This window comes from Pulveribacter suum (assembly GCF_003013695.1).
GTDB lineage: Bacteria > Pseudomonadota > Gammaproteobacteria > Burkholderiales > Burkholderiaceae_C > Melaminivora > Melaminivora suum.
Genome location: NZ_CP027792.1, coordinates 1,133,623 through 1,145,549, shown reverse-complemented (window position 1 = coordinate 1,145,549; position 11,927 = coordinate 1,133,623). Strand labels below are relative to the sequence as shown.

Genomic DNA, 11,927 nt, shown 5'->3' with positions numbered 1-11,927 from the left:
CAATCAGACAAAGGTGGCGTCCACCAGGTCGCGCATGGCGGCCACCAGCGACGCCTCGTCCGACAGGGGCGCCACGATGGCATGCAGGCAGGCGCGGCGCAGCTCCACACCGCGCGCGGACAGCTGGGCGGCAGCGACCAGCAGGCGCGTGCTGGGCACCTCGGCCAGGCCCCGGTCGCGCAGCGCGCGCAGCCGGGTGGCCAGCTGCACCAAAGCGCGCGCGTCGGGCTCGGCGATTGCGCCTTCCTGGGCGACGATGCGCGCCTCCACCTCCGGCGCGGGAAAGTCGAAGTCCAGCGCCACGAAGCGCTGGCGCGTGCTGGGCTTCAGGTCTTTCAGCATGCGCTGGTAGCCGGGGTTGTATGACACCACCAGGCCGAAGCCGGGCGCGGCTTCCAGCACCTCGCCGGTCTTGTCGATGGGCAGCAGCCGCCGGTGGTCGGTCAAGGGGTGCAGCACCACCACGGTGTCCTGCCGCGCCTCGACCACCTCGTCCAGGTAGCACAGGGCGCCGTCCCGCACGGCGCGCGTGAGCGGGCCGTCCTGCCAGACGGTGCCGTCGTTCTTGATCAGGAAGCGCCCGATCAGGTCGCTGGCGCTCAGGTCGTCGTGGCAGGAGATGGTGATGAGCGGGCGCTTCAGGCGCCAGGCCATGTACTCGACGAAGCGCGTCTTGCCGCAACCCGTGGGCCCTTTGAGCATGACGGCCAGGCCCTGCGCGTGGCACTGCTCGAAGACCTCGACCTCGTCGCCGGTGGGCAGGTAATACGGCGCGGCGGCAGATGCCGCGCCGTCGGCGTGTGCGTTCAAGGAAGCTGCATCCACGCCGTCAGACCACCGCTGCTCGCGCCGGCGCCGCAGGCGGCACGACCGGGTCACCTTCGCGCACTTCCATGCGCAGCGGGTAGCGGAAGAAGTCGATGATGAACAGCGCCACGCCAATGGCGAAGATGGAGGCGGTGATGATGAGCATCACGAAGTGCACCTGGATCTTGAGCTGCGCGTCCAGGTAGCCCATGCCCATGATGCGCTCCAGGTACACCTGCCCGATGCCGGCGGTGGCGAACGACAGCGTCATGCCGAACATGCCGGCCAGCTGCATCCAGAAGGCGGTGTAGCCCATGGCCGAGCCTTCTTCGGGCCGGCGCGTGAAGGAGGGCAGCGCGTAGGTGATCATGGCCATGACGATCATGGCGTAGGCGCCATAGAAGGCGGCGTGGCCGTGCATCGCAGTGATCAAGGTACCGTGCGTCCACTTGTTCACGCTGGGGAAGGTGTGCGCCAAGCCCAGCAGGCCGGCACCGAAGAGCGTGAAGACGGCGCTGCCCACCGTCCAGTGCAGGGCCAGCTTGTTGGGGTGTGCCAGACCCGTGCGGCGCATGGCGTAGTAGGCGTACATGGCCATGCCGACCAGGGCCACCGGCTCCAGCGCGCTGAAAGCCCCGCCGATCGGCAGCCAGTACGCCGGCACGCCCACCCAGTAGTAATGGTGCGCCGTGCCCAGGATGCCGGCGATGAACACCAGGCCGACGATGACGTACAGCCACTTTTCCATGACCTCGCGGTCGGCACCGGACAGCCGGATCAGCAGGTAGGCCAGGAAGCCGCCCTGGATCATCTCCCACACACCCTCCACCCACAGGTGGATGGTCCACCAGCGGTAGTAGATGGAGACGGTGTAGTTGTGGTACTCCAGCAGCGCCGGCACGTACAGCAATGCCGCCAGCCCCAGGCCGCCCAGCAGCACGCCCTCGGGCGTGGTGAAGCGGCCGGACTTCTTGATCGTCATGCCGATGTTGTAGAGAAATATCGCCATGGCCACCACGATGGCCAGCTTGGATGGCAGGGGCTGCTCCAGCAGCTTGTTGCCCGTGCCGTAGCGAAACAGATAGCCCACCACGGTGGCCACGCCCATGACCACCCACAGCACCAGCTGGATATAGGCCAGCTTGACGCTGTAGAGCTCGGTGCGCGACTCGTCCGGCACCATCCAGTAGGTGGCGCCCATGAAGCCGCAGATGACCCACACGATCAGCACGTTGGTGTGGATGACCTTGGTCACGTCGAACGGCAGGATGTACAGCAGGGGGTCGGGACCCAGGTACTTGGTGGCCGACAGCAGGCCAAAGACGATCTGCAGGCCGAACAGGGCGACGGCCACGGCGAAATACCAGTAGGCGACGGATTGGGATTTGTATCTCATGGCGAACTCCGGCGAAGACCAGGGCGTTGGGCGTGAATGGCGTTGTCAGCCTGTTTATTTCAGGGACATCAGGTAGGCCACGAGCTGGTCGATCTGCTCGGGCGTGAGGTCCTTGCCATAGGTGGTGGGCATGAACGAGGTGCCATCGGCCGAGTACATCGGGCCGGGCACCAGATGCGCGCTGGGCTCCACGACGGACTCGTGCAGGTAGCCGGCCACGTCCTTGGCCTTGCCCTTGTAATCGGCCGAGGCCAGCAGCGCCTCGGTGCGGCCCTTGACGCCCGCCAGAGACGGCCCGGCCATGTTCACGCCCGGCGCGGTGGAGTGGCAGGCTGTGCAGGCTGGCGTGGCCGTGCGGAACACCCGCTCGCCCAGCGCGATGGGGTTTTCATCGCCGGCCAGGGGCCGCGCGCCCGGGGGCGCGTCGATGCCGCCGCGCTCGACCTTGGCCCCGCTGGTTTGCTGCTCCAGCGTGCGGTCCATGCCCGGCATGGCAGCACCCGTGACCAGGATGGGCCGCGGTGGCCAGCCCTGGTTGTCCACGTTGCTGACCCAGTCGAAGAAGGCGATCAGGCCCGCGATGTCCTCGTCGCTCAGGTCCTGCTTGGGCATCAGGCGGCGGTGGCGCTGCTCGTCGTAGAACTTGGAAGGGTCCTTCATGTAGGCCTTCAGATAGGCCTCGCCGCGCAGCTTGCTGATCTTGGTGAGGTCGGGCGCGTAGTAGGCGCCTTCGCCGAAGATGGTGTGGCAGTTGATGCAGTTGTTCTTGTGCCAGACGTTCTTGCCGTGCGTGACGGCGGGCGTGATGGACTCGGCGTTCGTCAGCTTGTCGAACTGCCGGTGGCTGTCGAAGGTGAGCCCGAGAAAAACCGCCGCCGACAGGGCGGTGGCGACGATGGCGAAAAGGCGGGTCTGGCGCTTGTTCATGGCGGGCCTCGTGGGGTGTTTGCGTGGACGGCGTCAGACGCCGATGCCGGACCAGTAGGTGATGGCCATGGTGCCCGCATAGACCATGGCCACCAGCATCAGCAGCACGATGACGAGCGCGAAAATCTTCACGGGGGCAAACCAGGCATGCATGGGGAGTCTCTCCTGTTGTCTGTTGTTCTTGGCGGCCCCGGCGCATTGCACGCCGGGTATTGCGGTCGATTGTTGGCCTTGACCTCGCGCCCGCCTTGTCGGACAAGCGCCCATGCGCTGTGGGACAGGACCCACAGGCGCCATGCGCGACAATTGGCGAGTGCCCTCCTCCGACACCCTCCAGACCCTGCTCATCTACGCCCTGCCTGTGCTGTTTTCCATCACGGTGCACGAAGCCGCACACGGCTACGTGGCGCGCCACTTTGGCGACAACACGGCCTACATGCTCGGGCGCATGACGCTCAACCCGCTCAAGCACATCGACCCCATCGGCACCATATTGATGCCGCTGCTGCTGTACTTTTCCACCTCGGGCGCGTTCGTCTTCGGCTACGCCAAGCCGGTGCCGGTGAACTTTGGCAACCTCAGGCATCCGAAGCGCGACATGGTCTGGGTGGCGCTGGCCGGGCCGGCGTCCAATTTCGTGCAGGCGGTGCTCTGGGCGCTGCTGCTGATCGTGCTGGTGGCGCTGGACGTGGCCGAGCCCTTCTTCGTGCAGATGGCGCGCGCCGGCATCCTGGTGAATCTGGTCATGTGGGCCTTCAACCTGTTTCCGCTGCCGCCGCTGGATGGCGGGCGGGTGCTGGCGGGCCTGCTGCCGGTGCGCCAGGCCCTGTGGCTGTCGCGCATCGAGCCCTACGGCTTCTTCATCGTGCTGGCGCTGGTGCTGGCCGGCGTGGTGGGCTCGCTGTGGCTGCGCCCGTTGATGAGCCTGGGCTACGAAGCCATCAACCTGCTCATGACCCCTTTCGTCGCGCTGCTGCGCTGACCTCTCTGCCCCTTCCCTGACCCATGCAAGAACCCACGCGATTTCTCACCGGCATCACCCCCTCGGGCACCCCCCACCTGGGCAACTTCGTCGGCTCCATCCGCCCGTCCGTGGCCGCCAGCCGCAACGCCGGGGTGCAGAGCTACTACTTCCTGGCCGATTACCACGCCCTCATCAAGTGCCAGGAGCCCGAGCGCGTGAACCGCTCCACGCTGGCGATTGCCGCCAGCTGGCTGGCCGCCGGGCTGGACCCGGAGCACGTCACCTTCTACCGCCAGTCCGACGTGCCCGAGATCCCCGAGCTGCACTGGCTGCTGACCTGCGTGACCGGCAAGGGCCTGCTCAACCGCGCCCACGCCTACAAGGCCGCGCAGGACAAAAACCAGGAGGGCGGACGCGATGGCGACGAAGGGGTGAGCGCCGGCCTGTTCATGTACCCGGTGCTGATGGCCGCCGACATCCTGATGTTCAACGCCCACCAAGTGCCCGTGGGCCGCGACCAGGTGCAGCACATCGAGATGGCGCGCGACATGGCCGCCAGCTTCAACCACCTGTATGGCTGCCACTTCACGCTGCCCGAGGCCGCCATCGAAGACAGCGTTGCCACGCTCGCCGGCCTGGACGGGCGCAAGATGAGCAAGAGCTATGACAACACCATTCCGCTGTTCGCCCCGCGCGAGCAGCTCAAAAAGCTGGTGATGTCCATCGTCACCGACTCGCGCGCGCCGGGCGAACCCAAGGAGGTGCAGGGCTCGGCCCTGTTCCAGCTCTACCAGGCCTTCGCCACGCCCGAAGAGACCGCCGCCATGCGCCGCGCCTTCGAGGGCGGCATCGCCTGGGGCGACGCCAAGCAGCAGCTGTTCGAGCGCATCGACCGCGAGATCGCGCCCATGCGCGCGCGCTACGACGACCTGATGGCCCACCCCGAGAAGGTGGAGGCGGTGCTGCAACGCGGTGCCGAGCGCGCCCGCGCCCAGGCCCGGCCCTTGTTGCAGCGCCTGCGCGCCGCCGTGGGCCTGCGCCCCTTGAGCGCGGCCGTCGCCACCCCCCTGCCCACGGCGCGGCCCACCGCCGCGGCCCTGCCCACCTTCAAGCAATACCGCGAGAAGGACGGGCGCTTTTACTTCAAGCTGGTGGCCGCCGACGGCCGCGTGCTGCTGCAAAGCACCGGCTTCGAAGCCCCGCGCGAGGCCGGCCAGGCCATTGCCCGGCTGCAGGCCGAGCCCGACGCACTGGCGCAGCTGGCGGGCCAGCTGGCCCCGGTGGAGGGCGTGCAAGACGGCGAGGCGGCTGCCGCGCTGCAGGCCCTGGCCGCGGCCCGAGACGCTTGATTACTATCAAAACAGTAGCCACTTGCGCTTGACTGGCAAGGGCTAGAGGCAAAAAACACTGAAAAGACGAAAGGGAGCACAGGCATGCGCATCGCAGCAGTGGACGACGACACGCTACAGCTGGAGCTGTTCACCCACGCGCTGGGCGCCATGGGCCATGTCTGCCACCCCTTCACCACCGGGGCGGCCCTGCTCAAGTCGCTGCGCCGCGAGACCTATGACCTGCTGATCGTGGACTGGCAGCTGCCCGACACCAGCGGACCGGACATCGTGCGCCAAGTGCGCGACCCGCTCGGCCTGCAGCTGCCCATCCTCTTCATCACCAACCGCCAGGAAGAGGCCGACATCGTCGAAGGCCTGGCCAGCGGCGCGGACGATTTCATGGGCAAGCCCGTGCGCGTGGCCGAGCTGGGCGCGCGCGTCGGCGCGCTGCTGCGCCGCGCCTACCCGCCGGCGCCTGCGGGCGGGCCGCTGGATTTCGGCCGCTACCGCTTCCTGCCCGAGACGCAGCAGCTGTTGATGGACGGCCGGCCCATGGCGCTGAAGGCGCGCGAATACGAGCTGGCGCTGTACCTGTTTCAGAACCTGGGCCGGCTGCTGTCGCGCGACCATTTGCGCGAGGCCATCTGGGGCCACAGCGCCCAGGTCATCTCGCGCTCACTAGACACCCACATCTCGCGCCTGCGCACGCTGCTGGACCTGCGCCCGGCCAGTGGCTACGCCATCACCTCAGTGTACGGAGTGGGCTACCGCTTCGAGGCCGTCAAGCCTCTGGACGAATACGAGGCTATTCCTGCCCATGACGACATTTAGGCCGGCGCTGCGCCGCCTTCTGCCCTGGGCGCTGCTGCTGGCCGTGGCTGCTCCGGCCGCCGCCCAGCCGGGCGGCGCCATCGAGCACGCCGTGCAGGCGGGCGACACGCTGCAGGCCCTGGCCGCCCACTACCTGGGCGACGGCCGGCTGTGGCCCGGCCTGCAGCAGGAAAACCGCGTGGCCGACCCGCGCCGGCTGCAGCCCGGCTCGGTGCTGCGCATCCCCCTGCACCTGCTGCCCCCGGGCAGCGCCGAAGTGGCCTTCGTGCATGGCGACGCCCACGTGCAACTGCCCGGCGGCCCGCCCCGGGCGCCCCAGCCCGGCCAGGCCCTGGCCGAAGGCGCGCGCGTGCAAGCCGGCGCCGATTCCTTCATCACCGTGCGGCTGGCCGACGGCACGCTGGTGCGCGTGCAGGCCGATTCGCAGGTGCAGATCGAGCAGCTGCGCCGCCGCGGCCGCGCGGGCGATGCGCAGTCGGTGCTGCAGCTGGAGCGCGGCAGCGTCGAGCCCAGCGTGCCCCCGCAGCCGCCGCAGGGCCAGCGCCGCTTCGAGATTCGCACTCCGACGGCCAGCACCGCCGTGCGCGGCACGCGCTTCGTGGTCGCGCTGGCGCCCGACGGGCGTACCCTGGCCGCCGTGACCGAAGGCTCGCTGGATGTGGCGGCCCACCGCGCGGGCGCCGGCGCCCGGCGGCTCGAGCAGGGCCACGGCCTGGTGGTGAGCGCCGCCGGCGCCGTGGGCGCGCCCACGCCGCTGCTGCCCGCGCCCGACCTGGCGGAGCTGCCCGCCACGCTGGAGGATGCCGACTTTCTGACCCTGGCCTTGCCGCCGGTACCGGGCGCCGTGGCCTACCAGGTGCAGGTGGCGCGCGACGCGCAGTCCGCCGCCGTCGTGCGCAGCGCCACTGCGGCCGGCCCGCAGGTGCGCCTGCCCGCGGTCGCAGATGGCGAGTACTACCTGACGGTGCGCGCGATCGACGCCGCCGGCCTGCCCGGTCAGCAGGCGCAGCACACCATCCGCGTGAAGGCCCACCCGGTCGCCCCGCTGGCCCAGGCGCCGCTGGACGGCGCCACGCTGGCACGCGCCCAGGGCACGCTGCGCTGTACGGCCGTGCAGGGCGCCACGCGCTACCGCATCCAGGTGGCGGGGGGCGCCGGCTTTGCCGCCCCCCTGCTGGACGAAACGCGCGCCGGCGAGTGCGCGCTGCCTCTGCCTGCCCTACCAGCCGGCAGCTACCGGTGGCGCGCCGCCAGCGTGCGCGCGCTGGCCAGCGGCGCGCCGGACCAGGGCCCGTTCAGCCCGGCCCAGCCCTTTGCCGTGGCCGAGCTGCCCGCCGCCGTGGGCGCCCAACACATCACCGCCCGCGACAGCGGGCCCAGCGTGCGCCTGAGCTGGCCGGGCACGCCGGGCCAGCGCTTTCGGCTGCAGGTGGCAAGTGATGCGCGCGGCTTTGATCAGCCGCTGGTGGACGAAGAGCTGGCCGAGCCCGCCTGGACGGCGCCGGCGCTCGCAGCCGGCAGCTACCTGGTGCGCATCCGCACACGCGATGCATCGGGGCTGGAGAGCGCGTTCTCGACCCCGCGGCAGATCGTGCTGCCGCCGGCCGTGCAAAGCGGCGGCGGCCTGCCCGTCCACTCCGCCGACGGCCGCCCGCTGTCGGCGCCCTGACGGGCCCCGCCGCCATGGGCAGCCGGCGTGCCGGCCTCAGAGCGTGCCTGCGAGCGCCGCCTGAAGAGGCGCAGGAGGCGGACCGCGATGGGCTGCGAGGCACAAGCCGCAGCGAGAGTGCGCACGATCGCGAGGATCCGCAACGACGCAGGCCGCCCGAGACTGTGGCGGCACACCCGCGCGGCAGTCGCCGCCACGCTCTGCGGCGCGAATGGCTGGCGCTGTCGCTCGTCCTGCTGGCCCTGGTCGGCTGGTGGAGCAGCGGCGGCGCGTTGCGCCGGCTGGACCATCTGGTCAACGACCTGGCCATGCGCGCCCGCGCCCTGCCGGCCAGCAGCGACATCGTTCTCATCGCCATCGATGACAAGAGCATCGAGGCCATCGGCCGCTGGCCCTGGCGCCGCGCCCTGCATGCCCAGGCGCTGGCGCAGATCAGTGCGCAGCAGCCGCGCGCCGTGGCGCTGGACGTGCTCTTTGGCGAGCCCGATGCCGACTACCCCGGCGACGACCTGCTGCTGGCCCAGGCCCTGCGCCAGTCCGCCCGCACGGTGCTGCCCGTGGCCCGGCGCGGCAGCCAGGCGTCCAGCAGCGTGGACGCTCCCCTGCCCCAGCTGCGCGCCGCCGCCGCCCAGCTGGGCCACGTGCAGGTGGCCGTGGACGAAGACGGCGTGGCGCGCCGCCTGTTCGCCCTGGAAGGCCCGGCCCAGGCCCCCTGGCCGCACATCGGCACGGCGCTGCTGTGCGCCGCAGGCCAGCTGCGGCCGGCCTGCCGCGGCAATGCCGCCCCGGCGCAGGGCCCCTGGGAGAGCCTGCAGCCGCGCACCGTCACCTTTACTGGCGGGGCGCCGGCGTTCGTACGCTATTCCTATGTGGATGTGCTCAAGGGCCGGCTGCCGCCGCAGGCCCTGCAGGGCAAGTGGGTGCTGGTGGGCGCCACGGCCGTGGGACTGGGCGACCTGTTCGCTGCCCCGGCCGGCCTGCACAGCGAGCGCATTCCCGGCGTGGAGTGGATGGCCCACGCGTTGCACGCGGAGCTGGCGGGCGCCTGGGTGTGGCCGGCCGGCAGCAGCGCCAGTTTGCTGTTCAACCTGGCGCCCGTGGCCGCCGCCCTGCTGGGCATGGCCGTGCTGGGCCCGCTGGCCGGGCTGGTGGCTTGCGCCCTGCTGGCGCTGGGCGTGCTGGCGGCCATGGCGCTGGTGCCGGCCCTGGCAGGTTGGCAGCTGGCCGGCACGCCGGCGCTGGCCGGCATCGCTCTGGCCTATCCGCTGTGGAGCTGGCGGCGGCTGAACGCCGCCGCGCGCTTTTTGCAGCTGCAGATGCAGTCGCTGCAGGAAGAGGTGCCGCTGCCCGCACCCCTGCCAGCACGTGCCTCACTGTACAGCGACGCGCTAGAGCGGCGCATCGCCACGGTGGAGGAGGCCTCGTCGCGCCTGCGCCGGCTGCACCACTTCGTCAGCGCCAGCCTGCAGCACCTGCCCTCGCCCACACTGGTGTGCGACGCTGGTGGCCGCGTGCTGCTGGCCAACGTAGCGGCGCAGCAGCACTTTCAGGGTCGCTTCACGCCACCGCTGACCGGCATGGAGATGGACCGGCTGCTCGGCGACCTGGTCGGTGCGGACGACGGACTGGCGCTGCCTGCGCAGCGTACCTGGGCCGAGGGCAGCGCCGCGGCCCCGGCCGAGGGACGGGACGGACAGGGCCGAGACGTATTGCTGCTGCGCCAGCCCTATCTTCTGGACGGCAGCGCCATCTGGCTCGTCACGTTGGTCGATTTGTCGGACATGCGGCGCGCGCAGCACCAGCGCGACCAGGCCTTGCACTTCATCTCGCACGACGTCCGGGCGCCGGTGGCTTCCATCATCACGCTGCTGGAGATGCACCGCGCCTTTCCCAAACGGATGCCGCAGGAGCAGCTGCTGGCCCGCATCGAACGCCAGGCCCAGGCCTCGCTCGCCCTGGCGCAGGACTTTGTGCGCCTGGCCGCGGCCCAGGCCGAGAGCTACCGGCACGAGCCTTTCGATCTGCTGCACACACTGCATCAGGCCTTGGAGGATGCCTGGGCCGCGGCCGCCGCGCGCCAAGTGCGGCTGGAGCTGCAATCCAGCGAAGAAGCCGCGCCCTTCACGGGCGACCCGGGCCGGGTGCAGCGCGCCGTGGCCAACGTGCTGGGCAACGCCTTGAAGTTCAGTCCCCGCGGGGCCGCCGTTCATTGCACGCTGCAGGCGGAGGCAGGCTTTTGGTGCATCGCCATCCGCGACCAAGGCCCGGGCGTTGACCCGCAGCAGCAAGAACGCATTTTCGAGCCCTTCAGGCGCCTGCCCAACCAGCCCGAAGCGGGCGGTGCGCAAGCCGGCGGCGTGGGGCTGGGCCTGGCTTTCGTGCGCGCCGTGGTGCTGCGCCATGGCGGGCAGGTGCGGGTGCAAAGCAGCTTCGGCGAAGGCGCGCAGTTCGAGCTGTGGCTGCCGCAGGCAGGGGCAACAAAAAAGGCGGCGCCGGCCATGGGCCGGGCGCCGCCTGCAGACCTCTAGTCCTGGTCAGCGGGACTTGGTGGTGCTGCCGCTGCCGCTGGCAGTGTTGCTGCCGCTGCCGCTGGTCGAACTGCTGCCCGAGCCACCCTTGTCGCTGCCACTGCCATGGGCGCTGCTGCCGCCATGCCCGGTGGTGTTGTTGTCGCTCTGGCTGCGCGAGCTGCGCCAATTGTTGAAGTCCTCCGAGAACTTCTTGTAGCGCTCGCCGCGCCAGCTCTCATAGTCGTTGTCCAGATTGCGCAGCTGCTCGCTGCGCCACTGGTGGTAGTCCGGGTCGTCATGGTGGCGTGAGCGCTGCTGGCCACCGCCTTGCGAAAAGCGGCTGGAATCCCCGTAGGAGTCACCCGACTGCTCGGAAGGGCTGCGGCCGTAGCCGCCCTGGCCACCGGGGCCATAGCTGCCGCCCCGCTGGCCGCTGCCGTAGCTGCCGCCGTACTGGCCGCCCTGGTCGCCGTAGCCGCTCTGTCCACCGTAGCTGCCCTGGCCGCCGTAGCCACCCTGGCCCCCATAACTCCCTTGGCCGCTGGCGCTGCCGCCATAGCCACCCTGGTGGCTCTGGCTGCCGTATCCGCCCTGCCCGCCATAGCCGCCATAGCCGCCCTGGCCGCCCTGGCCGCCATATTGGGTGTCGCCGCGGTAGTCGTTGTGCTGGCCGCCGCCAAAACCACCGTACTGGCTGCCGCTGTACTGTCCGCCGCCATAGCCGCCGTATTGGCTGCTGCCATAGCCACCACCGTGCTGGCCCTGGCGATCCTGGCCGCCATAGCCTTGGCCGCCATAGCCTTGGCCGCCATGGTGCTGGGACGGATCACGGTCGGAATAGCCCTGCGAGCGCATTTCGCCGCCCTGGTTCCGTCCGAAGCCCTCGTTGCGGTAGCCGTAGCGCTCCTCGTCATAGCCACGCCCCTGGCGTGCCTGGTTGTCGTCAGCGTAATCGCGTTGAGCCATTGCAATCTCCAAAAAAAGCTGCTTTGAAAAATCACCGATGCGGGGGCGGATTCCCCTCGCGGCCATTCATATTCAAAGCCGCACTGCACGCCCTGGGTAGGAGTTGACTTACATGCGCGTCAGCACGTTGCCAGTAATGCACTGAATTATTGCCTCGGCCCGTATTGACAGCGTTGGGCCGGCTGGAGGACTTTTCCTACACCACAGCAGGCATTGGCTTGATTACCGCCCTGCGGGCTCTACTCATAATAGAACTGACAAGTCAAAGCGCTTCCATTTATTTCAATAGTCTATTTATTGAAATAGCTGTATCAATATTTTTTATGACACCCATTTCCCATGAACCACCCTTCATCCCTGCCGTCACAACCTGCCATGCCATTTGAAAAAGATGGCGAAAAAACCCAGCAGCCCGTGCCCGCCAGCGTTCCAGAACAACCTGGGGAAATCAAACCCTCCTTTCCCCAGTCCTATCCGGAAAACCCGGCTCCAGGACCCGACAGCCTCCAGCCGTGACTTCTTCCAC

At 69.4% G+C, this 11,927-nt stretch carries 10 protein-coding genes; 6 read left to right on the top strand and 4 right to left on the bottom strand.

The window, feature by feature from the left end:
• Positions 1 to 3: 3 nt before the first annotated feature.
• The 3 genes from C7H73_RS05215 to C7H73_RS05205 are packed head-to-tail and all read right to left on the bottom strand — an operon-like array spanning position 4 to position 3,130.
• Positions 4 to 810: a CbbQ/NirQ/NorQ/GpvN family protein gene (locus C7H73_RS05215; RefSeq protein WP_106845674.1), complete on the bottom strand. Its 807-nt coding sequence runs from the start codon at positions 808 to 810 to the stop codon at positions 4 to 6.
• 19 nt (positions 811 to 829) lie between these two features.
• Positions 830 to 2,203 (bottom strand): cbb3-type cytochrome c oxidase subunit I, encoded by a 1,374-nt coding sequence (locus tag C7H73_RS05210; protein WP_106845673.1) that lies wholly within the window; start codon positions 2,201 to 2,203, stop codon positions 830 to 832.
• A gap of 54 nt (positions 2,204 to 2,257) precedes the next feature.
• Positions 2,258 to 3,130, bottom strand: a complete 873-nt coding sequence (locus C7H73_RS05205; protein ID WP_106845672.1) for a c-type cytochrome — start codon at positions 3,128 to 3,130, stop codon at positions 2,258 to 2,260.
• A 295-nt stretch (positions 3,131 to 3,425) separates the two neighbouring features.
• Between C7H73_RS05205 and C7H73_RS05200 the strand changes: the two genes are divergently transcribed.
• From C7H73_RS05200 to C7H73_RS05180, 5 genes are all read left to right on the top strand, one after another.
• The gene (locus C7H73_RS05200) at positions 3,426 to 4,112 is read left to right on the top strand and encodes a site-2 protease family protein (protein ID WP_405124781.1); all 687 of its coding nucleotides are present in this window, start codon (positions 3,426 to 3,428) and stop codon (positions 4,110 to 4,112) included.
• Positions 4,113 to 4,135: 23 nt separating this feature from the next.
• Positions 4,136 to 5,443 (top strand): tryptophan--tRNA ligase, encoded by a 1,308-nt coding sequence (locus C7H73_RS05195; protein WP_106845671.1) that lies wholly within the window; start codon positions 4,136 to 4,138, stop codon positions 5,441 to 5,443.
• An 84-nt stretch (positions 5,444 to 5,527) separates the two neighbouring features.
• The gene (locus tag C7H73_RS05190) at positions 5,528 to 6,256 is read left to right on the top strand and encodes a response regulator transcription factor (RefSeq protein ID WP_106845670.1); all 729 of its coding nucleotides are present in this window, start codon (positions 5,528 to 5,530) and stop codon (positions 6,254 to 6,256) included.
• Entirely contained in the window at positions 6,243 to 7,925 is a 1,683-nt protein-coding gene (locus C7H73_RS05185) for a FecR family protein (RefSeq protein WP_106845669.1), read from the top strand. Before C7H73_RS05190 ends, C7H73_RS05185 begins: the two co-directional genes overlap by 14 nt.
• Before the next feature lie 164 nt (positions 7,926 to 8,089).
• The gene (locus tag C7H73_RS05180; RefSeq protein WP_227001421.1) at positions 8,090 to 10,453 is read left to right on the top strand and encodes a CHASE2 domain-containing protein; all 2,364 of its coding nucleotides are present in this window, start codon (positions 8,090 to 8,092) and stop codon (positions 10,451 to 10,453) included.
• Positions 10,454 to 10,459: 6 nt separating this feature from the next.
• Here C7H73_RS05180 and C7H73_RS15675 read toward each other — a convergent pair whose 3' ends face one another.
• The gene (locus tag C7H73_RS15675; RefSeq protein ID WP_193483942.1) at positions 10,460 to 11,401 is read right to left on the bottom strand and encodes a hypothetical protein; all 942 of its coding nucleotides are present in this window, start codon (positions 11,399 to 11,401) and stop codon (positions 10,460 to 10,462) included.
• A gap of 339 nt (positions 11,402 to 11,740) precedes the next feature.
• Between C7H73_RS15675 and C7H73_RS15495 the strand changes: the two genes are divergently transcribed.
• A complete protein-coding gene (locus C7H73_RS15495; protein WP_157948322.1) occupies positions 11,741 to 11,917 on the top strand; it encodes a hypothetical protein in 177 nt (58 codons plus the stop codon).
• The last annotated feature ends 10 nt before the right edge of the window (positions 11,918 to 11,927 follow it).